Annotated in this window: 22 protein-coding genes; 13 read left to right on the top strand and 9 right to left on the bottom strand. The window is 71.4% G+C overall.

The genetic code is table 11. The features are described from left to right. Positions 1 to 6 precede the first annotated feature (6 nt). On the bottom strand, positions 7 to 909 hold the full coding sequence (locus LIV37_RS45600) for a serine hydrolase (RefSeq protein WP_020873848.1): 903 nt from the start codon (positions 907 to 909) through the stop codon (positions 7 to 9). Next, a complete protein-coding gene (locus LIV37_RS45595; protein WP_020873847.1) occupies positions 906 to 1,823 on the bottom strand; it encodes a LysR family transcriptional regulator in 918 nt (305 codons plus the stop codon). The genes LIV37_RS45600 and LIV37_RS45595 overlap by 4 nt, the downstream gene beginning before the upstream one ends. A 171-nt stretch (positions 1,824 to 1,994) precedes the next feature. Between LIV37_RS45595 and bla the strand changes: the two genes are divergently transcribed. Further along, positions 1,995 to 2,951: a class A beta-lactamase gene (gene bla, locus LIV37_RS45590; protein WP_020873846.1), complete on the top strand. Its 957-nt coding sequence runs from the start codon at positions 1,995 to 1,997 to the stop codon at positions 2,949 to 2,951. Positions 2,952 to 2,987: 36 nt separating this feature from the next. Here the strand turns inward: bla and LIV37_RS45585 are convergent, their stop codons facing one another. Then, positions 2,988 to 3,749: a sulfite exporter TauE/SafE family protein gene (locus LIV37_RS45585; protein WP_020873845.1), complete on the bottom strand. Its 762-nt coding sequence runs from the start codon at positions 3,747 to 3,749 to the stop codon at positions 2,988 to 2,990. Between the two features lie 84 nt (positions 3,750 to 3,833). Between LIV37_RS45585 and LIV37_RS45580 the strand changes: the two genes are divergently transcribed. Next, on the top strand, positions 3,834 to 4,757 hold the full coding sequence (locus tag LIV37_RS45580) for a LysR family transcriptional regulator (RefSeq protein WP_020873844.1): 924 nt from the start codon (positions 3,834 to 3,836) through the stop codon (positions 4,755 to 4,757). Positions 4,758 to 4,820: 63 nt separating this feature from the next. Here the strand turns inward: LIV37_RS45580 and LIV37_RS45575 are convergent, their stop codons facing one another. Beyond that, positions 4,821 to 5,270, bottom strand: coding sequence for an RrF2 family transcriptional regulator (locus tag LIV37_RS45575; RefSeq protein WP_121826755.1), 450 nt, complete (start codon positions 5,268 to 5,270; stop codon positions 4,821 to 4,823). 179 nt (positions 5,271 to 5,449) lie between these two features. Between LIV37_RS45575 and LIV37_RS45570 the strand changes: the two genes are divergently transcribed. Continuing rightward, a complete protein-coding gene (locus LIV37_RS45570; protein ID WP_020873842.1) occupies positions 5,450 to 6,568 on the top strand; it encodes an NADH:flavin oxidoreductase in 1,119 nt (372 codons plus the stop codon). Positions 6,569 to 6,641: 73 nt separating this feature from the next. Here the strand turns inward: LIV37_RS45570 and LIV37_RS45565 are convergent, their stop codons facing one another. Then, positions 6,642 to 8,036, bottom strand: a complete 1,395-nt coding sequence (locus tag LIV37_RS45565) for a cellulase family glycosylhydrolase (RefSeq protein ID WP_121826600.1) — start codon at positions 8,034 to 8,036, stop codon at positions 6,642 to 6,644. A gap of 160 nt (positions 8,037 to 8,196) precedes the next feature. On the opposite strand from LIV37_RS45565, the gene LIV37_RS45560 reads away from it, so the two are divergent. Further along, complete coding sequence (locus LIV37_RS45560; RefSeq protein ID WP_020873840.1) at positions 8,197 to 8,586, top strand: TraR/DksA family transcriptional regulator; 390 nt, start codon at positions 8,197 to 8,199, stop codon at positions 8,584 to 8,586. 30 nt (positions 8,587 to 8,616) lie between these two features. On the opposite strand, the gene LIV37_RS45555 is transcribed toward LIV37_RS45560, so the two are convergent. After that, a complete protein-coding gene (locus LIV37_RS45555; RefSeq protein WP_020873839.1) occupies positions 8,617 to 9,543 on the bottom strand; it encodes an SDR family oxidoreductase in 927 nt (308 codons plus the stop codon). Between the two features lie 214 nt (positions 9,544 to 9,757). Here LIV37_RS45555 and LIV37_RS45550 point away from each other — a divergent pair, with 214 nt between their 5' ends. Continuing rightward, on the top strand, positions 9,758 to 10,693 hold the full coding sequence (locus tag LIV37_RS45550) for a D-alanyl-D-alanine carboxypeptidase family protein (protein WP_121826601.1): 936 nt from the start codon (positions 9,758 to 9,760) through the stop codon (positions 10,691 to 10,693). Between the two features lie 653 nt (positions 10,694 to 11,346). Next, on the top strand, positions 11,347 to 12,309 hold the full coding sequence (locus tag LIV37_RS45545; protein ID WP_020873836.1) for an alpha/beta hydrolase fold domain-containing protein: 963 nt from the start codon (positions 11,347 to 11,349) through the stop codon (positions 12,307 to 12,309). A 7-nt stretch (positions 12,310 to 12,316) separates the two neighbouring features. Here the strand turns inward: LIV37_RS45545 and LIV37_RS45540 are convergent, their stop codons facing one another. Beyond that, positions 12,317 to 13,276: a LysR family transcriptional regulator gene (locus LIV37_RS45540; protein WP_020873835.1), complete on the bottom strand. Its 960-nt coding sequence runs from the start codon at positions 13,274 to 13,276 to the stop codon at positions 12,317 to 12,319. Positions 13,277 to 13,422: 146 nt separating this feature from the next. Between LIV37_RS45540 and LIV37_RS45535 the strand changes: the two genes are divergently transcribed. From LIV37_RS45535 to LIV37_RS45510, 6 genes are all read left to right on the top strand, one after another. Next, entirely contained in the window at positions 13,423 to 14,541 is a 1,119-nt protein-coding gene (locus tag LIV37_RS45535; RefSeq protein ID WP_020873834.1) for a PrpF domain-containing protein, read from the top strand. After that, positions 14,538 to 15,932 (top strand): C4-dicarboxylate transporter DctA, encoded by a 1,395-nt coding sequence (dctA, locus tag LIV37_RS45530; protein WP_020873833.1) that lies wholly within the window; start codon positions 14,538 to 14,540, stop codon positions 15,930 to 15,932. Before LIV37_RS45535 ends, dctA begins: the two co-directional genes overlap by 4 nt. A 215-nt stretch (positions 15,933 to 16,147) precedes the next feature. Next, positions 16,148 to 16,975 (top strand): inositol monophosphatase family protein, encoded by an 828-nt coding sequence (locus LIV37_RS45525; RefSeq protein ID WP_020873832.1) that lies wholly within the window; start codon positions 16,148 to 16,150, stop codon positions 16,973 to 16,975. A gap of 30 nt (positions 16,976 to 17,005) precedes the next feature. Then, positions 17,006 to 17,653 carry an NADPH-dependent F420 reductase gene (locus tag LIV37_RS45520; protein WP_020873831.1) on the top strand — a complete coding sequence of 216 codons (648 nt, stop codon included), beginning with the start codon at positions 17,006 to 17,008 and terminating at the stop codon, positions 17,651 to 17,653. Positions 17,654 to 17,785: 132 nt separating this feature from the next. Continuing rightward, the gene (locus LIV37_RS45515) at positions 17,786 to 19,309 is read left to right on the top strand and encodes an LCP family protein (RefSeq protein ID WP_020873830.1); all 1,524 of its coding nucleotides are present in this window, start codon (positions 17,786 to 17,788) and stop codon (positions 19,307 to 19,309) included. 216 nt (positions 19,310 to 19,525) lie between these two features. Then, complete coding sequence (locus tag LIV37_RS45510) at positions 19,526 to 19,792, top strand: GlsB/YeaQ/YmgE family stress response membrane protein (RefSeq protein WP_020873829.1); 267 nt, start codon at positions 19,526 to 19,528, stop codon at positions 19,790 to 19,792. On the opposite strand, the gene LIV37_RS45505 is transcribed toward LIV37_RS45510, so the two are convergent. After that, positions 19,781 to 20,623, bottom strand: a complete 843-nt coding sequence (locus tag LIV37_RS45505; protein WP_020873828.1) for a helix-turn-helix transcriptional regulator — start codon at positions 20,621 to 20,623, stop codon at positions 19,781 to 19,783. The genes LIV37_RS45510 and LIV37_RS45505 overlap by 12 nt on opposite strands. A gap of 81 nt (positions 20,624 to 20,704) precedes the next feature. Here LIV37_RS45505 and LIV37_RS45500 point away from each other — a divergent pair, with 81 nt between their 5' ends. After that, a complete protein-coding gene (locus tag LIV37_RS45500; protein WP_020873827.1) occupies positions 20,705 to 21,421 on the top strand; it encodes an SDR family oxidoreductase in 717 nt (238 codons plus the stop codon). A gap of 87 nt (positions 21,422 to 21,508) precedes the next feature. Here the strand turns inward: LIV37_RS45500 and LIV37_RS45495 are convergent, their stop codons facing one another. Beyond that, positions 21,509 to 23,125, bottom strand: a complete 1,617-nt coding sequence (locus tag LIV37_RS45495) for an MDR family MFS transporter (protein WP_020873826.1) — start codon at positions 23,123 to 23,125, stop codon at positions 21,509 to 21,511. Between the last annotated feature and the right edge of the window lie 36 nt (positions 23,126 to 23,161).

Raw genomic sequence — 23,161 nt, 5'->3', positions numbered from 1 at the left:
AGGGCCCTAGAGCTGCCGGAGGTGGTCGCGCAGGGTGCGGGCCACCTGCGCCATCAGGGCCTCGGCGCCGGGCTGGACATTGGCCGGCACCAGCGACTCGGTGAGCGCGGCGACGGCGAACACCTGGCCGTCGGAGTGCTCGACGATCCCGATCTCATGGCGGAGGTTGAGCAGGGTGCCGGTCTTGGAGGACCAGGTGGTGGCGTCGGAGCTGAAGTCCGGGGCGAGCCGGTGCCGCAGCACGTTGTGGGCCATGAGGTCGCGTACGCGCAGCGCCACTTCGGGGTGGATTTTCGACGGTGTCCACAGTGCTTGGAGCAGTTCCACCCAGGCGCGTGCGCTGCCGGTGTTGGCTCGGGTGGTGTCGAGTTGCGGCACCCGGTGGCCGCGGCCGCTGGTGCCGGCGTCGATGGCGAGGGCGTGGGCGAGATGCACCTGTGCGGCGTCGAAGCGCTCAACGGGGGTTTCGCTCAGTTCGCGCATACCGTGCCGGACGGTGATGCCGCGCAGCCCGAGCTCATGGAGGATCTCGGCCACCTGGGCGGGCGGGGTGAGGCCGAACAGCGCGTCGGCCGCCGTTCCGTCGCTCACACAGGTGCTCAGGTAGAGCAGATCGTCGACCGCGATCCGGACGGGGTGGCGGAACCGGCTCAGCCCGGTGGGACCGGGCGTGGTGATCCGCCCGGGTGGCACATCGAGCATCGTGGCTCCGTCGAGCTCGCCGCGCCGGACGCGCTCCATGGTGGCCAGCGCGAGCGGGACCTTGACCAGGGAGGCGGAGGGCAGCTGGGTGTCCGGGTCGATCCCCACCTCGTCCCCCGTGTGGAGGTCCCGTACGAGCAGACAGCCGTGCAGGCCGCCGTCGCGCAACTGCGCGCGCAGATCGCTCAGCAGTGCCTCGGTGCTCATGCTCCGGCTCCTTCCGCGGTGTCCGCCCGTGTACGCCATTCCCCGGTGCCCGCGCCGAGGCAGCGGGCGATGGCGCCGCCCAGACGCCCTTCGAGGTGCTGGGGGTTGCCGTCCGCGGCGGCGGCGAGGGCGAATCCCCGGCTGAGCGCGATCTCACCGATGGGCCGCCACTCCAGGGCGAGTTCCTCGGCCTGCGCGGGAGAGCACAGCAACAGGTCGCGGGTGCAGAGGACTTCGGCGGCGGCGGTCGTCAGATCGGTGGCGGCCACGAGTTGCGCGGGCCGCAGACCGACCGCGTCGCGCAGCCGGGTGAGCGGGTCGCGGATGTGCGGCACATCGTCCTCCGGCTGGATCCATATCCGGCGGGCCGGGCCCCGAGCGGACCGGCCGACCCGCAACGTCTCGAGATAGACCCGCCGCACACCGGGATCCCGCACTCCGGCCAGTCCGAGCGGCACCGACCACGTGGCCTCGTCCGCGGGCACCGCGAGCAGGGCGGCCCGCACCTGCTGTGCGTGGATGAGCTCCAGGCGCCGCGCGGGCGTCGCCACGCGGAGATCCAGGGTGACCCCGTGCCCCCGCGCCTGGGCGACGAGGTGGGCGAGACCGGCCGTGGAGCAGATACCGGGCACCGCGAGCCGCCACGGCTTGCGCTTGGCCGCCTCCGCCTCGTGCAGCAGCACATCGGCCGCCTGTACGAGCTGTCTGGCCACCGGCAGCATCTCCCGCCCGAACGGGGTGAGGACGGCCCGCCGCGAGGTGCGCTCGAAGAGCTGCTCCCCGAAGCGCTCCTCCAGCGCGGCCACGCGACGGCTGGCCACCGACTGCGACATCCGGGCGGCGGCCGCCCCGACGGTGAAACTCCCCCGCTCGCTCACGCTGACGAACGCCCGGCACACTCCCACCAGATCCACCCCCGCACTCTATGCCAGATCAGCATGGAGAAGCGCATGAGCGTATTGGACCGCATAGCCACCCGACGGCGAGGGTGATCCCCACGCCATGACCACGCCCCGGAAGCGGGGCCCGGTCATCCCATCCCGTGTGCGCCCCGCGTGACGGGAACCCAACCGGAGGTTCGGACCATGCGATTCACCCGTACCCGGCACACCGCTGTCAGCGCGCTCGCCACGCTCGCGCTGCTCGTCCCGCTGACGGCCTGCAGCGAAGGGGATTCCCCGGACGCGTCGGGGCCGTCGAGCTCCTCGTCCACCTCCGCCGAGAGGGCCGGTACGGCGAGTACGGGCGCGGACGCGAAGGCGGTCACCGGCGAGTTCAAGAAGCTGGAGCGCTCCTACGACGCGCACCTGGGGGTCTACGCGATCGACACCGGCACCGGACACGAGGTGGCGTACCGCGACGGCGAACGGTTCGCCTTCGCCTCCACGTTCAAGGCGCTGGCCGCCGGTGCCGTACTGCGGAAGTACAAGCTGAGCGGGCTGGACCGGGTGATCCGGTACTCCAAGGACGATCTGGTCGACAACTCCCCCGTGACCGAGAAGCACGTGGACACCGGGATGAGCCTGGGCGCGCTGTGCGACGCCGCCGTCCGCTACAGCGACAACACCGCGGCCAATCTGCTCTTCGACCAGCTCGGCGGGGTCAAGGGCCTCGACGCCACCCTCGAGAAGCTGGGCGACGACGTCATCCAAATGGAGCGCATCGAGCCGGAGTTGAGCCGATGGGTGCCGGGCGAGACACATGACACCACCACCCCGCGGGCGATGGCCAAGGACCTGCGCGCGTTCGTCCTCGGCGATGTCCTCGACAAGGGAGAGCGCGCCCAGCTCACGAAGTGGCTGCGGACCAACACCACGGGGGACGAGCTCATCAGGGCCGGAATGCCCAAGGGCTGGCAGGTCGGCGACAAGACCGGCAGCGGCAGCTACTACGGCGCCCGCAACGACATCGCCGTGGTGTGGCGGCCCGACGCCGCTCCCCTGGTCATGGCGATCATGTCGTACCGCGGTGACAAGGACACCCCGTTCGACAACAAGCTGATCGCGGACGCGGCGTCCGTGGTGGCCGACACGATGTCGTAACGGGCGGCGGACACGCTGTCGTAACGGGCCGCGTCCTCAGCCGCGCAGGAAATACAGGACGGTCATGGTCACGGCGGTGGTCAGGATGACACCCCGCAGCAGCCACGCGGGCAGACGGCGGGCGATCCACGCCCCGGCCACACCACCGGCCACCGCCCCGGCCAGCATGGCGGCGAGCAGCCGCGGTGCGCCCAGCGCGTCCGAGGCGATGAGGAACAGCCCGGTCGCGCTGAGGTAGATGGCCGTGATCTGGGCGACCCGCATCGGGTTGCCGGTCGAGGTGTCGAGGCCGAGGCCGATGCTCCACACGGCCAGCATCATGATGCCTACGGCACCGCCGAAGTATCCGCCGTACACGGCGAGGAGGAACTGACCGGCCAGGACGGCCCGGGGGCTCATGCCGACCGCACGCCCCCTCGCCTCGCTCACCGCGCGGGAGACGCGGCGCCCGAAGGCGAGGACCACCGTGGCGAACGCGAGCAGCCAGGGCACCGCGGCGTCGAACGACACCGCGGGCAGCACCAGCAGCAGACCGGCACCGAGCCCGCCACCGATCACACTGACCGCCGTCAGGGCCCACGTGGACGTGTCCCCGACCGGGGCCAGATCGCGCCGGTACACCCACGCGCTCGCCACACTCCCGGGGACGAGGGCCACGGTCGAGGACGCGTTGGCCGTCACGGGGGACAGACCGGCCGCCACCAGGGCGGGGAGCGCCACGAACGTGCCCCCGCCCCCGATGGCGTTCAACGCCCCGGCGGCCACACCCGCCAGCAGAACAAGCACCGTCTCGGACACCCGCCGAGCATCGCCCCATGGGCCGTGGGGCCACAATGCGTGATCCGCGTAGCCGGCCCAAGGCTCTGCCTTAGGCTCATCAGGGTGCGGTATGACCTGGACGACCTGCGGCTCTTCCTTCACATCGTGGCGGAGGGCTCGATCACGGCGGGCGCCGGCCGGATGCATCTGAGCCTCCCGTCGGCCAGCGCGCGGGTGCGCTCGCTCGAGCACCACGCGGGCGTGGACCTGCTGATCAGAGGCCGGCGGGGCGTGCGCCCCACCCCGGCGGGGACGGCGCTGGCCCGCCACGCACGGGACGTGCTCGATCGGACGGCGCGGCTGGAAAGCGCCGTGGCGAGCTACGCCCGGCCGCCGACCGCCCCGCTGATCCTGCTGGGCGGCGGCTCCGCGATGCACCGCCTGGTGCCACGGGCCCTGGTCTCGTTCCTCCGCGCGCACCCGGACGTCGACGTCGAGGTGTCCGAGAGCCGCACCCCGCGCACCGTGCGGATGCTCGCCGACGGCGAGGCGGACCTGGGCGTGGTCCTCGACCGCGAGGCCCGCGACTGCGGTCTCACCACGGAGCCCCTCGGCGACGACTCGCTGGTGGTGATCGGGCAGTGCGGCGGGATCCTCGCGGGGCGTACCGAGGTGACCTACAGCGAGGTGGCCGAGCATCCGCTCGTGGGGCTCGACGCCGGTTCCTCACTGCGACGCTCGATCGAGAAGAACCTCGGTCCGCACGCTCCGGCGGTGCGCTACCGCACCACCGTCGCCCACCTCAACACCCTGGTCTCCCTCGCGGCCGCCGGTGTCGGTCTCGCCGTGGTGCCGCGCCGTGCCATCGCGCCCCACCATCCGCTCGACGTATGCGACCTCCGCGATCCCTGGGCACGCCGCCACCATCTGCTGGCCTGGGGCACAAAGGCCCGGACGTCGTCCACCGCCGCCGCGGCGCTCGCCGAACATCTGCGCCGCGCGGCCATGTCCGAGCCGGACGGGGGCGATGGCCTTCCGGCCCAGTAGGGTGCCGTCCCCGGGAGCGGCAGCCGATGAGGAGCCGGCACGGCCACGTCGGTCCGGATCGGATCAGCCCTGCCGGGCGTGGCCCGTGGAGAGGCGGCGCAGTTCACCCACGCCGTCCGCGAGGGTGCGGTCGCCCAGCGATTCGAGGACCGCTTCCTCGGCCTCGGCGGTGAGCGTGGCGAAGTACTCACCGGCGTGCGCGGTCACCGGGCACACGGGCTCCCCGCCCGGCGAGGGGGCGAACAGGGGCTTGTCGCCGACGGCACAGCGGTAGATCTCGGCCAGGGTGATCCGGTCGGTCGGCCGCCCCAGCCGCGCCCCGCCGGTACGGCCCTTGACGCAGACGACCAGCCCCTCGTCCGTCAGCGGGACGAGGAGTTTCCGGACCAGGCTCGGGTTGGCGTTGAGTTTGTGGGCCAGCTCGGCGGAGCTCAGCGGCCCGGACCCGTTCTCGGCGGCCACGGCGAGGAACAGCATCACCTGGAGCGCACGCGAGAACCGGATGTCCAACACCTTCGCCACCTCCGCCCGCGGATCGGGGCACAGCCTACTCGACGGTGCCGTTCCGCCCTCGCCAAAAAAGCAATCGATATAGTTGCAGTTTACCCCGTGAAAACTGTATCTTTTAGACTCACAGTTTCGGAGGCTCCGGGGGAAGCCTCCCCGGCACGACACGTCTGGAGAGCGACACCGTGAACACCCGCCTGGCCACGGCACTGTCCCGCCCGTTCACACTGGGTTCGGCCAAGCTGCCGAACCGTATCGCCATGGCGCCCATGACCCGTGGGCACTCCCCCGACGGCACCCCCGGTGAGGATGTCGCCGCGTACTACGCGCGACGGGCGGCGGCGGGGACCGGCCTGATCATCACCGAGGGCACCACCGTCGACCACCGGTCCGCCGGCTACCTCGACGGCGTCCCCCGCTTCCACGGCGAGGAGCAGCTGGCCGGATGGCAGAAGGTCGTTGACGCCGTGCACACCCACGGTGGCGCGATCATGCCCCAGCTCTGGCACGTGGGCATACGGCGCACCGCGGGAGCGCCGCCGTTCCCCGACGCCCCGTCCATGGGCCCGTCCGGGATCGAGCTGGACGGCACGCCCGGAGCGGGCGAGACGATGACCCTCGCCGACATCGACGACGTCATCGGCGCCTTCGCGAAGGCCGCGCGGGCGGCCGAGGAGATCGGCTTCGACGGCGTGGAACTGCACGGCGCGCACGGCTATCTCATCGACCAGTTCCTCTGGGAGCGCACCAACCGGCGGACCGACACCTACGGCGGCGATCCGGCCTCCCGGACCACGTTCGCCGCCGACCTCGTGGCCGCCATCCGCGAGCGGGTCGCGCCCGACTTCCCCGTCGTCCTCCGGTTCTCCCAGTGGAAGTCCGACAACTACGGTGCCCGGCTCGCCGAGAACCCCAAGGAGCTGGAAACCGTGCTCACGCCGCTGGCGGAGGCCGGGGTCGACGCGTTCCACGCCTCCGGGCGGCGCTACTGGCAGCCGGAGTTCCCCGACACGGGATCGGATCTGAACATCGCCGGATGGGCGAAGAAGGTCACCGGCAAGCCGGTCATCACCGTCGGCTCGGTCGGCCTGGACAGCGTCTTCCACCCCGGCTCCCTCTCCGGCGACAGCGCGGCCGTGGACTCCATCGACCGGCTCCTGGAACCTCTGGAGCGGGACGAATTCGACCTCGTCGCGGTGGGCCGCGCACTGCTCGCCGACCCCGAGTGGGCCGACAAGGTCCTGAACGGCCGGGTGAGCGAGCTCACCCCGTTCAGCCGGGACGCGGTGGAGTCCCTGCACTGAGCCCTCGCACCGGCGGGAACGGCGCCGGCCAGCACGGGGGGAACCGGCCGGCGCCGGGCACGGGGTGCGCTAGTTAGTTTAACATTTCACGATCGCCCCCGAATTCCCGGTGCTGCTCCCGGCGCTGGCCAGTGGCGCAGGCGCCGCCGTCGAGGGTGAAGGCGGTCGGCGCGGCGTTGGTGGCGCCCTTGCCCGCCGTGAAGCCGAGGGTGACCGAGCCGCGGGCGGGGATGGTGGCGGTGTACGAGGCGGGGGTGACGGTCACCGCGGCACCACTCTGCCGCGGCGTGCCGCCCCACATGTTGGTGACGGTCTGGCCGTTGGCGAAGCTGAATCCCAGGGTCCAGCCGGTGCGGGCGGCGGTGCCGGTGTTACGGATGGTGATCTCGCCCTGGAAGCCACCGCCCCATTCGCCGGCCACCCGGTAGTCGACCGAGCAGCCGGTGCCGGAGCCGCCGCCGTAGACGGTGGCCTCTCGGGAGGTCTCGGCGATGCCGTCGGGGCCGCTGAAGACGCGCTTGCCCCAGTCGGTGAGCCTGGCCGGGTCGAAGTCGGTGGCCAGGTCCAGGATGGGATCGGTGTTGCCGCTCCAGGACCAGGCCAGATAGCCCAGCTTCAGCCGCTGGGCGGTGGCCATCATGGTGTTCTCGTCCGGATCGCCCCACTGGTCGGCGGGGCCGCCGAACTCACCGATGAGGATGGGCAGCCCGGCGCTCACGAAGGCGTTCAGATAGTCGGTGATCTCCTGCGCCGTGTCATAGACGCTGTACATGTGGATCGAGAAGATCAGGTTGCCGGTGGAGTCGGCGTCGTAGACGGTCCGCGCGTTGGTGCGCATCACGTTCTGCAGGTCCTGCCCCCAGTTGGGGGCGTCCACCATGATGGTGTGCTGGAACCCGGCGTTGCGCAGCTTCTGGACGGCGGCGACGGTGGGGGCGGTCCAGCCGGCCGGGTCGGTGTTGCCCCACGGTTCGTTGCCGATGTTGATGATGACGTAGTCCTCCTGGCCGGTGAGCACGCTCTTGAGCCCGATCCAGTAGTCGGCCGCCTGATCGAGCGTGGCGGCCGCGGCGTCCTCGCCGTAGCCGGTGGTGTCGTGCACCTCCAGCACGCAGATGAGCCGGTTGGCCTTGCACTGGGCGATGATGGCGGCCACGTCCTCGGGGCTGTTCCTGGTCCAGCGGTGCCCGTTGGACAGGACGACCCGGACGGTGTTGGCACCCAGGGCCTTGATGTCGGCCAGCGACCGCGTCTCGCCCGGATACCAGGTGTGGGCGTGGTTGACACCGCGCATGACGAAGTCGTTGCCGTTGCCCTCCAGCAGGCGGCCGTCGCCGATGTGCAGGCCCGCGGCCACGGGGGCCCGCTGGCGGGCCGGGTCGGCGTGGGCGGTCCGGCCGAGACCCGCGATCCCGAAGAGGCTGACCAATAAGGCCAGTAAGGCGGCTAAGGATCTCTTCCGTCTCATCGTGACTCCAAGGAGTGAGCGCGTGATGGCGTCCGTACGGTGGACGCACGGTCGATTTGGGAGCGCTCCCATCCATTGCATCGGGCCCGGGAGACGTCAAGACCTCCGGGGAAGGGCGGCAACCGGAATGCGGACCGGGCCCGCCGGGGTTGTGCCGGGCATGAGCGATTCATCCGGTGGTGCCGCTTTCCCTCCGGCCGAGCGCGAAGCCATCCACGAACGGCTGGCGGCCGAGCACGCCGAAACCAGCAAGCGGATCGCCGCCCTGAACCGTGAATTCGACGCGATCGTCGCGTCGAACGCCCTGGTGGCGGTCGACGACGAGCACGACCCGGAGGGGTCGAGCACCGCCTTCGAGCGAGCCCACGTCGCCGCCTTGCTGGCCCAGGCCCGCGATCAGCTGACCACCCTGGACGAGGCGCTGGAACGGCTGGGCCGCGGCGACTACGGGCGGTGCGAGGTGTGCGGCGAGCCGATCCCGGCGGAGCGCCTGGAGGCGCGCCCCTCGGCGACCACCTGCGTACGCTGCGCGATCGCCCACCCCCGCTGAGCGGCCGGGCGCGCCCCGTACTCGACCGTTTCAGGTCGCGGACCAGCTGTCGGGCTGCGAGCCGTCGGTGTCGGTGAACCCGTACTCCCGGGCGAGCTCGGCGGAGCTCACCGACCGCTGGTTCCACCTCGCCCGGCCGGAGTCCGCCGCCAGGGCCGCGACGGCACGGCCGACGTAGCGCGGCGACTCGGAGGACGCGAAGGCTTCGGGGGCGGTCGGGCGGCCCTCGCCACGGTCCGGGAGCAACGCGTCACGCCAGTTGCCCTCGCCGACCCCGTACGCCTCCAGCATCATCTCCGAGCGCAGCCAGCCCGGTGTGACGGCGACCGCCGTCGCCCCGTGCGGCGCCAGCTCATGGCCCTGGGAGAAGGCCAGCCGGTTCACCGCGGTCTTCACCAGGTCGTAGAAGACCGAGATGCGGTACCGGTCGGCGTTGTACGCGGCGGTGCCGTCGGTCATCTCCACGAGCAGCCCGCCCGGCTCGCCGATCAGCAGTGGCAGCAGGTGGTGCGAGGTGATCAGGTGGGTGTCCAGCCCGAGCCGGAGGATGCGCAGTCCGTCCTCGAGGCCGTGCTCCCAGATCGGGGTGTTCCAGTCGGCGGGCCCGCCCTTGAGCCGCTCGGCGCCCCAGATGTCGTTGACGAGCACATCGATGCCGCCGTGATCGTGGCGGATGCGCTCGGCCAGCCGCCCGACCTGCCCGGGGTCGAGGTGGTCGGTCCGTACGGCGATACCGGTACCACCGAGCCGTGTGACGAGCTCGGCCGTCTCCTCGATCGTCTCGGGCCGGTCGTAGTCCGACCCGCCCCGGCCCGACACACTGCTGCGTCCGGTGCAGATGACGGTCGCCCCGGCCTCGCCCAGCGCGGCCGCGATACCGCGCCCGGCGCCACGGGTCGCCCCGGCCACCACGGCGACACGTCCGCGCAGCGCATCGTGATCGAGTGTCCGGTTCACACCATGAGTGTGGCAGATCGCGGTTCAGCGGGCGCTCGCTCGGGGCCGCGCGTGACTGGTCCCGAATCCGCCACCGGGTCAACTGCGGTGGTCCGGAAACTAGTTGTTTCCCCAAAGACACCGCGTGTCCGCCACCCCGGAGCATGGCCGATTTTCGCCTGGTGAGACGATGCGGTCGCCCGAAACACACCTCAACAAGCGAAACGGAGGGCGAATGCATAAACGTCGTGGAACCGTGACCCGCCGCTGGAGAGTCGCGGCGGTCGCGTCCACGGTGGCCGTAGCGATCGCGGTCCCGGTGGCGATGGCCCAGGCTTCGGCCGAACCGCCACCGGAGGTCAGCGCCAAGGGCGCCTACCTGCTCGACACCGGTTCCAACAAGGAGCTGATGGCCAAGGACGCCGACACCAAGCGTCCGATGGCGAGTACCACGAAGATCATGACTGCCCTCGTGGTGCTCGAGTCCCGAGGCCTGGACCTCAACAAGCAGGTCACCGTCAAGCAGGAGTACCGCGACTATGTGACCAAGTCCGGTGCCAGCACGGCGGACCTGCAGACCGGTGACAAGCTCACCGTCAACCAGCTGCTGTACGGATTGATGCTGCCGTCGGGCTGCGACGCGGCGATGGCGCTGGCCGACACGTTCGGCACCGGCGACACCACCGCCGAGCGGACCGAGTCGTTCATCTCCAAGATGAACGCGAAGGCGCAGGACTTGGGGCTGACCAACACCAAGTACGACTCCTTCGACGGTGTCTCGGCCGACGCCGACAACTACTCGACGCCCCATGACCTGGCGCAGCTGACCCGGCGCGCCATGGAGAACGCGACGTTCGACACGGTTGTCAAGTCGGTGTCCACCAAGCAGGAGGCACCGGCGGCCAACGGCCACACCCGGTACTACTCCTGGGACAACACCAACACGTTGCTGGGTTCGTACCAGGGCGCGATCGGCGTCAAGACCGGGACCACCACCCCCGCCGGTCCCTGCCTGGTGTTCGCCGCCAAGCGCGGCGACAAGACGGTCGTGGGAGTCATCCTCAACGACGCGGACCGCTACCCGGACGCGAAGAAGATGCTCGACTGGACGTACGACACCACCACCGAGGTGAAGTGGCGCCAGCTTCCCAAGGACGCTCAGCGGGACTGATCCACAAGCCCCGTGAGGCGACAGCGCGGTGCCCCGGCCGGACTCGTTCCGGCCGGGGCACCGGTGCATGGGGCCAGGCCCCTTGAGCCCCGGCCCCCTTGAGCCCCGGCCCCCTTGAACCTCGGCTCCGCACCCGCGAACGATGCACCCCGATCGGGTGATATAGCGGGTACACAAATCATAGGAGCCCGGCGCGGCCGAAGAATGACCTCGGGTGCGGCGGACGGGCGCCGTGCGGAGGCCTTGGCCGCGGCCGAGCAGGCAGTGGCGCTGTACGAGGAACTCGGCGCGGCCGGGCCCGGCAAGTACATCGCCGAGACCGAGGCGGCCAGGAAGCTGAGGGACTCGCTGCGGCCCGGATGAGGCGGACGCCTGCGGTGTGCTGCTCCCCTCCCCGCCCCTTCCCGATACCAAGGGCTTCGCCGCCCCTGGACCCCGGAGTCCGGAGGCGGAGCGCCGCACACGGCGGGAGCCACATATCGGAGCCGCATACCGATGCCGCGGGGAGGGGCGGGGAGGGGCAAGATCCGCCGGAAACACCCCGTAGCAGCCGTCAGGCCGCCGCCAGCCTCTGTACCGGGCCTCGAGCGCAACTCGGCAGTCTATGAGGACAGTTGGGGCAGCGGCCCCGCCGTCCTCGAACGGAGTCGACCATGGCCTTCACCCTCGACCCTGAGCTCGCCGCGGTTCTCCAGGCCCTCGCGGAACAGAGCGACCCCACTCCCCCGCCCGAGCGCGACGACTGGCGGACGCTGCGCGCCAGGGGCACGGCCTCGCTGCGGTGGATGGCCTCACTGCTCCCGGCGTACCCGTCCGGCTATCCGCTGGTGAAGGCGTCCTCGCACAAGGTGCGGTCCGCGGACGGGGCGGAGATCCTCGTCCGCTGGTACGAGAAGGCCGAGTCCGCGCCGGGCTCCGCGGTCGTCTACGCCCATGGCGGCGGGATGATCGCCGGGAGTGTCGATCTCCATGACTCCGTGGTCGCCGGGTACGTCCAGGCCACCGGGGTGCCGTTCCTGTCCGTGGACTACCGTCTGGCCCCCGACGCGGCCACCGGCACCGGCCCCGTGGAGGATGTGTTCGCCGCGCTGATCTGGCTGGGCGAGCAGGCGCCCGAGCTGAGGGTCGATCCCCGCCGCATCGCCGTCATGGGTGACAGCGCCGGGGGCGGGCTCGCCGCGGGCGTGGCGATCCTCGCCCGTGACCGGGGCGTCCCGCTCGCCCGCCAGGCCCTGCTGTATCCCATGCTGGACGACCGCACTCTCACCCCGGATCCCCGGCTGACCCCCTATGTGGCCTGGACCTGGGACGACAACTGGACCGGCTGGCATGCCCTGCTGGGCGCGGCGTTCGGCACCGACGACGTCCCGCCACAGGTGGCGCCCGCGCGCGTCGCCACCGTCGAGGGCCTGGCACCGGCCTATGTCGAGGTCGGAGAGCTCGACATCTTCCGTGCGGAGGCCGTCACCTACGCCCAGCGGCTCGCCGACGCCGACATCCCCACCGAACTGCATCTGCACAGCGGGGCCATCCATGAGTACGACCGCCTCGCCCCCGCCTCCCGGCTCGCCCGCCGGGCCGTGGAGGACCGCAGGCGGGTGATCTCCTCGCTGTGAGAGCCCGTCATGAGCCGGAGCGCGGATCCGGCACCACCGCCCGTCCGCCCGCGTCCAGCGCGTCGGTCCGCCGGGCCGCGGCGCTCTCCCGCAGCGAGCCGAGGAACGCCCCGGCGGCGGGGGTGAGGGCGTGGTCGGCCATGCGCACGAGCAGGATCCGGCGCACCGGCGCGGGCGGCCGCAGCGGCAGCACGCTGACGCCGGGGCGGATGCCCTCCAGGGCCAGGGTCGGGGCCAGCGCCACGCCCAGACCGGCGGCCACCAGGCCTTGCGCCTCCTGGTAGTCGTGTGCCTCATAGGCGATCTGCGGTTCGAAGCCGACCGCCCGGCAGCTGCGCACCAGGGCCTCGGCCACCGGATGGCGGTCGGCACGGGTGATCCACGAATCGTCGGCGAGATCGGCGAGGGTGGCGTCGGTACGGGTGGCCAGCGGGTGGCGGTCACCGACCAGGAGGGCGGGCGGATCGTCGAGGAGCGGGGTGATGTCCACGTCCTCGCGGTCGATGCGGCACCAGTCGTAGTCCCACATCAGCGACATCTCGATCTCCCGGCTCTCCAGCATCGACCACAGGCCCGCGATACGGGCGCTGCGCACGGTCAGCCGTACGTCCGGGTGGGTGTCGCGGAAGGCGATGACGGCGGGCGGCAGCAGCGAGGCGCCGACGGTGGGGAAGGTGCCGATGCGCAGAGTGCCCGCGCGGAGCCCCGCGAAGTCGGCGAGCTCACTCTCCGCGGCCTTCAGCTCACGGGCGATCCGCTCCCCCCGGTCGGCGAGGGCGCGCCCGGCGTCGGTGAGGGTGACACCCCGTGCGTGGCGGTCCAGCAGCGGCTGGCCGGCCTCCGTCTCCAGTCGGCTGACCTGCTGCGACACCGCTGATGGTGTGTAGTTCAGGGCGCGGGCGGTGGCCGTCACGGAGCCGCGCCGGGCCACCTCGGCGAAGAGCAGAATGCGCCGGACGTCCAGCACGACATCACCTCAAGCCTTCAGTTCTGCTTAATACCCATGCAGATTTCCGAGATTGTACTTCACGCTGCGGTAACACACCGTAGATGCCACCGCCCACGGAGGAGCCGTCGGCGGGGTGTCGATTCCACGGCCATGGGGAGTCCGTTGTGTTGCGTCTGCAGGGCGAGATGATCCGCGGGGGTACCAGCAAGTGCTGGATCTTCGACCACCACGATGTGGTGGCCACCGGAGTGGATGCCGACACCCTGCTGCTCGCCGCCTTCAACGCGGCCGACCCCCGGCAGATCGACGGCGTCGGCGGCGCCTCGTCCACCACCTCCAAGGCCGCGATCGTCCAGCTGTCGGAAGTGGCGGGCGTCGATGTCTCCTACGCCTTCGCGCAGGTGGGCATCGGCGACGAGCGGGTGGAGTGGACCAGCAACTGCGGCAACTGCGCCACCGCGGTCGCGCTGTACGCCGTCCACCGCGGTCTGGTGCCGATCACCTCGGACACCACCACCGTCCGCATGCTCAATGTGAACACCGGGGCCCGCCTCACCGGCACCATCCCCACCCCCGGCCTGACCGCGCCCGACGAGGGCACCGCCGTGGTGCCCGGCACCGACGCGCTCGGGGTGCCGGTCCTGCTGGGGTTCCAGGACCCGGCGGGTTCGACCACCGGCCGTGCCCTGCCCACCGGCCGCCCCCTGGACACCCTGACCGGGCCGGACGGCCCCGTCGAAGCCTCGCTCGTGGACGCGGGCGCGCCTGCCGCGCTCTTCGACGCCAAGGCGTTCGGCCTCGACGGTTCCGAATCCCTGGCCGCGTTCGCCACCGTGGTGCCCGCGCTCACCGTGCTGCGCCGCAAGGCGGCGCTCGCGATGGGGCTGGTCCGCGAGGACGCCCCGGTCAGCCACGCGGTGCCGAAGGTCGGCGTCGTCGGCGGCCCCGTAACATATCGCACCACCCACGGTCACCCGGTCACTCAGGACCAGTACGACGTGGCCGTACGCATGGTCTCCATGCACGCCCCGCATCCGGCGATCGGCCTCACCTCCGCCGTCGCCCTGGCGACGGCCGCCGCGACCCCCGGCACCCTCGCCCACCGCGTCACGCGGCAGACCGCCGACGGCACGCTGCGGCTGGGCACCCCCGCGGGCGTCATCACCGCCCGAGCCGTCCCCACACCGGACGGCGCGTCCCCCACGGTGCTGCTGCACCGCGCCGCCCGGCGCATCGCCCGAGCCGAACTTCTCGTTCCCGTCCCGGAAGGACGCCCCGTATGAGCCGCAACGCCGCAGCGCCGGGCACCGTCGCCGCCCCCGACCGGCCCGGCCGCATCCGCCTGCTGCTGTCCCGCCTCTATGTCCAGTGCCTGCTCGCGGTCCTCGCCGGGGTCGTCGTCGGTTCGCTGTGGCCCTCCTTCGGGGCGGAGCTGAAACCGCTGGGAGACGGTTTCGTCGCGCTGGTGAGGATGATGATCGCGCCGATCATCTTCTGTACGGTCGTCCACGGCATCGCCGCCATGAGCGACCGCAGAGCGGTCGGCCGGGTGAGCCTCAAGGCCCTGGTCTACTTCGAGATCCTGACCACCATCGCCCTGGTCATCGGGCTGGTCGTGGTCAACGTCGTACGGCCCGGCAGCGGACTGCACGTCGATGTCTCCACCCTCAGCACCGACAGCCTCCCGGCCGAGGCGACCCAGGCCCATGAGAGCTTCGCGGACTTCATCCTGAGCACCATTCCGGACACCCTCGTCTCCGCGCTGACCGGCGAGGAGATCCTGCCGGTGCTGTTGGTGGCGGTCCTGTTCGGCTTCGGTCTGCAGGCCAGTGGCGAGGCCGGGGCGAGCATCGCCGCGGGCGTCGAGAAGCTCTCCACGGTGCTGTTCCGGCTCATCCGCTGGATCATGCGGCTGGCCCCGATCGGCGCCTTCGGCTCGATGGCGTTCACCATCGGCAACTACGGTCTGGGCACCCTGCGCCATCTGGCGCTGCTGGTCGGCTCGTTCTGGCTGACCGCGCTCTTCTTCGTGCTGGTGGTCCTCGGCGGGGTGATGCGCATGGGCGGACTGCGCCTGCTGCCGTTCCTCCGCTACATCAAGGAGGAGCTGCTGATCGTGCTCGGCACCTCGTCCACCGAACCGGTGCTGCCGCGCATGATGGCCAAGCTGGAGCACGCGGGCGCCTCGAAGCCGGTCGTGGGCATCACGCTGCCCGCCGGGTACTCCTTCAACCTCGACGGAACCGCCATCTACCTCACCATGGGTTCGGTGTTCCTCGCCCAGGCCGTGGGGGTCGACCTCAGCCTCACCCAGCAGCTGACCATGCTCGCCGTCATGCTGCTCACCTCCAAGGGCGCGGCGGGGGTGACCGGTTCGGGCTTCGTCGCCCTGGCCGCCACGCTCAGCGCCGTCCCCCATGTCCCGGTGGCGGCCCTCGCGCTGATCTTCGGCATCGACCGGTTCATGTCCGAGGCGCGGGCCCTGACCAGCCTGGTGGGCAATGGTGTCGCCACGTTGGCCGTGGCCCGCTGGGAGGGGCAGCTGGACGAGGCGCGGACCCGGGCGGTGCTCCGGGGCGACCTGCCCTTCAACCCCGATGACACGGCCGCCGACGACCTCGTTCCCGAGGAACCGGCGGGATCGCCCCGCGAACCCGTCCCCGCCGTCGGCTGACCACGCCGCCACCCGGCGAACCGCCCGGGCCGAAGCGAACGCTTCGGCCCGGGCGGTTTCGCTTGTCGGCCCGCCGTCCTCGATTGCACGCGGGTAAACCCAGCCGTGCCATATGTGCAATTGCCGTCATCGGTGAGGGGTGCCTACGGTCGAGACACAGACGGCGAAGCGCGCGCCAAGCCTCCCCTTCTCTCTCACCATTCGCGGGAGCACTCATGTCCACGTCCACCGGCACCACCACCTCCGAAACCGGCCTCGACGCCACCTTGCTCACCCGGGTCACCGAGGCCGTCCGCACCGCGGGGGACCTGCTGCGGGAGCGCCACACCCGACACGTCCGCGGGGTGGCGCTGGACGAGATCGTCGCGGAGATCCACGCCAACGACGACGCGGTGCTGGACGTCCTGAAGGAGCCGCTGATGGCCGCCAGGCCCGGTGCGCGCTGGGCCGAGGACGAGCTGGAGGGCGGTGCGCTGCCGCCGGGCGAGTGGTGGATCGTCGACCCGGCCGAGGGCAACATCAACCATGTGCACGGCATGTCCGACTGGGCCGTGACCGCCACCCTCGTCCGCGACAACCACCCGGTGCTCACCGTCGTCCACCTTCCGCTGACCGGCGACTGGTACACCGCGGTGGCCGGTCACGGCGCCCGGCTGAACGGAGCTCCCCTGCGGGTGTCGGCCAAGACGGACCTGGGCGCGGCCCTGGTCGGCACGGGCCAGGCCCGGCCGGGCGAGGACGAGCACACCTTCCACCGGATCGGCACGTCGGTCACCCGGATGCTGATCCACGGCCTCGTCGTCCGGGTCTCCGTGCCCGCCACCCTCCAGCTGATCCATGTGGCCGCCGGGCGCATGGACGCGTTCTGGCAGTTCTCCGATGTGCGCTCGGGTCTGGTGGCCGGCGCGCTGCTGGTCGCCGAGGCCGGTGGCACCGTCACCGACACCCGGGGCAATCCCTGGGACCTGGCCGCCGGTGACTTCCTGGCCACCGCCCCCGGCATCCACGCCGAGGCCGTCTCCGTCCTGTCGCCCATCGCCTGACCACCCGCCCCCGGCAAGGAGTTCACTCGTATGACCAGCATCGGCATCCTCGGCACCGGACGCGTCGGCAGCGGCCTCGCCCGCACACTCGCCACCGCCGGCCACCAGATCACCCTCGGCCACCGGCAGCCGCCCCAGGAGACCCCGGCCGACGGGACCGGCGCCGTTCCGGAGCTGCGCCACGCCGACCAGCGCACCACCGCCGCCACCACCGACATCGTCATCAACGCCACCCCGGGCGACACCGCCCTGGAACGCCTCTCCGCCCTCAGCACCGAGCTGGCGGGCAAGATCCTCATCGATGTCTCCAACGCTGCCCGCCACACGCCCGACGGGCTCCCCTCGGACCTGTGCTACCCCGGCAGCAGCCTGGCCGAGCGGCTCCAGCGGGCCCTGCCCGCGACCCGGGTGGTCAAGACCCTCAACACCATGCTCTTCCCGGTCATGACCGCCCCCGCCGAGCTGTCCACGCCGCCCACCGTCTATCTCTCGGGCGACGACGCGGACGCCAAGGCCATCACCGCGGGCCTCCTCGCCGACCTCGGCTGGAAGCCCGAGTGGACCGAGGACCTCGGCGACATCACCACCGCCCGTGCCACCGAAGCCCTCGTACTGCTGGTTCCCCATGTGCTGCGCCGCCATGGATTCCGGCCGTTCGCCGTCTCCCTGGCCCGCTGACCGCCCCGCCCCTCCGGCACCGCGGGGACGTGTCGTACCACACGCTGTAAAACATGCCCTTGCGTATCGATAGAACCTCAGGCCAGCATCGATCGTCTTCTCTTCCGAACAGCCGCCGGACGAAGGACGCGCATGACAGGCAGAGACGGGGAGACTACGGGGAGCGGCACCGCGGAACGGACGGACGCGAGGCGGCAGCGCAAGGGGCGCCGCCCGCTGCGGATCGCCCTGGTGATCGTGGTGTCGTTCCTCGTGCTGCTGGGCGGCGGAGTGGGCTGGCTCTACTTCAAGCTGAACGGGAACATCACCACCTTCGGGTCGGACGGCCTCTCCGACAACCGGCCGGAGGGAAACGCCGCCGGTCAGAACGTGCTGGTCATCGGCTCGGACACCCGGTCGGGCGACAACAGCAAGCTGGGCGGCGGCACCGGAGACGTGGGTCGCTCGGACACCGCCTTGCTGCTGCACGTCTACGCCGATGGCAAGCACGCGGTCGGGGTGTCGATACCCCGCGACACCCTGGTCGACATCCCGCCGTGCCGGTTGCCGGACGGCTCATGGACCAGGACGCAGCGGAACGCCATGTTCAACTCGGCGTTCTCCGTGGGCGAGACCGCCCAGGGCAATCCGGCCTGCACCCAGAACACCGTCGAGAAGCTGACCGGGCTGCGCATGGACCACACCGTCGTCATCGACTTCGAGGGCTTCTCCCGGATGACCTCCGCGGTCGGCGGCGTCCAGGTGTGCGTGCCCCAGGACGTCTACGAACGCGATCTGAGCCCCAGCCGGTCCACCCGCGGCAAGCGCATCTTCAGCAAGGGGGTCCAGACGGTCTCCGGGCAGAAGGCGCTGGACTACGTGCGCATCCGCCACGGGATCGGCGACGGCTCCGACATCGGGCGCATACGGCGGCAGCAGGCGTTCATCTCCGCCCTGCTCAAGAAGGTGAAGAGCCGGGGAATCGACCCGACCACGCTGTATCCGCTGGCGGACGCGGCCACCAAGTCCATGACCGTGGACCCGGGGCTCGGCTCCGCGAAGAAGCTGATGTCCTTCGCCATGTCGATGAAGGACATCGATCTGCACAACACCAAGTTCGTCACCATCCCCTGGCGCTACCAGGGCGAACGGGTCGCCATCGTCCACCCCGACGCCGACGGGCTCTGGGCGGACATCAGGGCCGACCGCACCATCGACGGGAAGTCGGCCGGCGGGAAGAAGGACGAACCCCGGGACCCCGCCACGCCGAGTGCCACGTCCACCGTGTCGGGCGCGGGCATCAGCGTGACCGTCTACAACGGCACCACCGCCCCGGGCCTCGCCGCACGCGCCGCGGACACGCTCAGGACGCATGGCTTCACCGTGACCGGTGCCACGAACGCCGACACTCAGGACCACGCCACCACCGCGGTCGGCTACGGCCCCGGTGAGCGGGACCGGGCGCAGACCGTGGCCCGGCTCTTCCCCGGCGCCGGACTGCGCCCCGCCACCACCCCGGGCATCAGCCTCACCCTGGGACGCACGTACCTCACCGCGCCCTCCCCCGACGCCTCCACGCCCGCCGCGCCCTCCGCGCCGTCCACGCCGTCCTCCCACGTGGCCGACGACGCCCGCTCCGCCGACGACGACCCCTGCTCCAACCTGTCCTATGGCTGACCGAATCCCCTCACGGCCCTCACATCCGGTCCAGGCATGGCGCACCGCTCCCCGGGCATCAGGAAGATCAAGCCGCTCGCAACCACCGCCGAGCGGGCAGCGTCTTCGTTGACGCCCGTACACCCGCACAACCGACTGAACACGTCATCGACCGGGCTCACTCACCCCGGCACGAGAGCACAACAGCACGACAGCACGACGAAGGGGACGAACAACGTGGGTATCGTGAGCTGGATCATCCTCGGCCTGCTGGCCGGAGTCATCGCCAAGATCCTCCTTCCCGGGCGCGACCCGGGCGGGCTGGTCGGCACCACGGCCATCGGCGTCGCGGGGGCGTTCGTGGGCGGCTGGATCTCCGCGAAGTTCTTCGACCGCCCGGTCCAGAAGGAGTTCTTCGACCCCGCCACCTGGGGCGCGGCGATCGGTGGCGCCTTCGTCCTCCTGGTCGTGTACCGCCTGTTGTTCGGCAATTCACGGAACTGACGCATCCATCGCGCTCGTCCTGTCCGCCACCGCGACCGCGAGCCCGCGGATCGTACGGGCGGAGGGGGACCCGGGGTCGGCCGTGATCAGGACCACCTCCTGGTCGTCCTCGGGGACGAGCAGGACGTCGCAGTTGAGCCGGAGCGTTCCGGCCGTGGGGTGGTCGACGGTCTTGGTCCGGTGTCCGGGGGCGTGGACCGGCCGTTCCTCCCAGATCTGCCGGAACTCCTCGCTGCCGGTGCGCAGTTCGCCCAGCAGCTCGGTGAGCGCCGCGTCCCGGGGGTAGCGGTCGGCGGCCCGGCGCAGCCGCGCGACCACGATGTGCCCGAACTCCTCGGCGCTGGAGCTCTCGTACGCGTGGCCCCGGCCGAGGAAGCGGCGGCGGGCGAGGTTTCCGTCCCGGCCGAGGTCGTCGCCGAGCAGGGCCTGGGCCAGCGGGTTCCAGGCGATCACGTCGTAGGCGGCGTCGGTGACGATCGCCGCGGTGTCGGGCAGCCGCCGGAGCATCTGGGCCACATGCGGGCGGACCCGCCGGACCGCCCGCGCGCCCGGGGGCGCGCTCGTCCCCGCGAGCCGGAACAGATGGCTGCGCTCGGCGGGCGCGAGCCGCAGCGCCCCCGCCAGCCCGTCCAGGATGCGCGGCGAGGGCCGGGGGCCACGGGCCTGCTCGAGGCGGGTGTAGTAGTCGACCGACATATGGGCCAGCTCCGCCACCTCCTCCCGCCGCAGCCCGGGCGTACGGCGGTGGGGGTCGGCGGGCAGGCCGATGTCCTGGGGACGCAGCCCCTCGCGGCGGTCCCGCAGGAAGCGGGCCAGCTCATGCCTCGCCATGCTGCCTCCTTGGGCTGACGGGTACTGCCTGGGACAGGTTGTCCCTGGCAGGGTGGACGTGGCCGGGGAACCCTTGGTGCCATGAACGATCGCACAGCACTGGTCACCGGTGCCAACAAGGGCATCGGCAAGGAAATCGCACGCCAGCTCGGTGCCGAGGGACTCACCGTGTACGTGGGCTCGCGCGACGCCGAGCGGGGGCGGCGGGCCGTCGAGGAGATCGGCGGCGACGCCCGGCTGATGGTGCTCGACGTGACCGACGCGGACAGCGTCGCCACGGCCGCGGCCCAGCTGGAACGGCTGGACATCCTGGTCAACAACGCGGGGATCATGGCGGGCGGCTCCACGGCCCCCGAGGCCGGTCTCGAGGACTTCCGCCGGACCTATGAGACCAACGTCTTCGGCGTCCTCGCCGTCACCAACGCATTCCTCCCGGCCCTGCGCCGCTCGGACGCGCCCCGGATCGTCAATGTCTCCAGCGGCACCGGCTCGCTGACCTGGAGCGCGGACCCGGAGCACCCGTTCGCCGTGTCCGCCGGGTCGGGCGCGGCCTATCGCTCCTCCAAGACGGCCCTGAACGCTCTCACCCTCTACACGGCGCAGGCCCTGGCCTCCGAAGGCTTCAAGGTCAACGCACTGGCCCCCGGACTGCGCAGGACCGATCTGAACGCCCGCGCCGCCGGGAGCGACGGGGATCCGGCCGAGGGCGCGGCGGGCGCGGTCCGGCTCGCCCTCCTCCCGGACACCGGGCCCACCGGCGGATTCTTCTCCTGGGACGGCACTCCGGCGCCCTGGTAGCTCCCGGCCCCACCCGGTCCGTGCGGTGGTCCGCTCGCCGTCGCCTCGCCGTCGCCTCGGTGTGGCCGCCCGCTCCCGCCGACCGCGTCAGTCGGCGGAGAGCTGGGTGTTCGGCACCCGCCAGGCGGCGATCACGAAGGCGATCAGGCCCACCGCGGCCCCGGTGAGGAAGACCACGCGCAGGGCGCTCACATAGCCCTCCAGGAACGGCTGCGCCACGGCCGGATCGAGGTGGTGGAGGAAGGCGGAGTCCTCCAGGTTCACCCCGCCGTCGGGCCGTACGACGCCCTTCAGCGCCTCCGCGTTCGCCGGTTCCCCGGCCAGCCTGCGGAACGACGCGTCCTGGGAGGCCACCGCCAGGCGGTCGCTGATCCGCGTACCGGCCAGGGAGAAGAGGATGGACAGGAAGGCGGCGGCGCCCACCGTGCCGCCGTTGGACCGGAAGAAGTTCACCGACGCGGTGGCCGCCCCCATGTCCCGCCCGGGCACCTCGGACTGGGCGAGCGTGGTGATCGTCTGCATCGCCGCGCCGAGGCCCGCGCCCATGAACACCATGCCGATGGCCACGTACCACAGCGGGCTGTCGTCCCTCAGCGTGGCGAACACCAGCATGGCGACAGTGAGGGAGCCGACCCCCGCCGCCAGCTGGACCTTGAACCGGCCCGTCCGTGACATCAGCCGGCCCACCACCAGGGTCACCGTGACATTCGCCGCCATGGTGGGCAGCGTGGCCAGGCCCGCCCCCATCGGGCTCATGCCCTTGGCCAGCTGGAGATAGAGCGGAAGGGTCGTCATGGCGCCGAACATGGTGATGCCCACGGTGAAGTGCAGCACGGTGCCCAGCCGGAACGCGCGGATGCGGAACAGCCTGACCGGCAGCAGCGCGGCATCCGCCATCCGCCGCTCCAGCAGTACGAAGGCGATCAGCCCGACCACGCCCACCGCGTACATCACCAGCGCAAGGGGCGAGGCCCAGCCCCAGCTCCGCCCCTGTTCGGCCACGACGAGCAGGGGCACGATGCCGACCGCCAGCGTGAGCGCCCCGCCGTAGTCCAGCCGGTGCCGTACGGGCTGGTGGGGTACGTGCAGCACGCGCAGGATCACCACGATGGCGAGGGCCGCCAGCGGCACGTTGACCAGGAAGATCCAGCGCCATCCGTCGATTCCCAGCAGAGTGGCGCGCCCGGCGAACACCCCGCCCACCAGGGGGCCGATGACACTGGACCCGGCGAACACCGCCGTGATGTAGCCCTGGTAGCGGCCGCGCTCCCGTGGCGAGGTGATGTCGGCGATGATCGTCATGGCGAGGGACATCAGCCCGCCACCGCCGAGGCCCTGGACCGCCCGGAAGGCCGCGAGCTGGTGGATGGACGTGGCGAATCCGCACAGCAGCGACCCGAAGGTGAACAGCACGATCGCGGACAGATAGACGGGGCGGCGGCCGTAGATGTCGGAGAGCTTTCCGTACAGCGGGGTGACGATGGTGCCGGTGACGAGATAGGCGGTGGTCACCCAGGCCTGGGCGGTGAGTCCGTGCAGATCGTCGGCGATGGTGCGCAGCGCCGAGGAGACCACGGTCTGGTCCAGCGCGGCAAGGAACATGCCGAGCATCAGCCCGGACAGCACGGTGACGACCTGGCGGTGGGTCAGCCGGGCGGGGGTCCGGGGCTCGGTGGGCTCGGTGGTGGTGGATGAGGAGGACATACGTACCTGCGAACCTTCTCTGCCGCGCGTGGGGGA

The sequence above is a fragment of the Streptomyces rapamycinicus NRRL 5491 genome, assembly GCF_024298965.1.
In the GTDB taxonomy this organism is placed as follows: Bacteria; Actinomycetota; Actinomycetes; order Streptomycetales; family Streptomycetaceae; genus Streptomyces; species Streptomyces rapamycinicus.
This window is presented reverse-complemented; position numbering and strand designations above follow the sequence as displayed.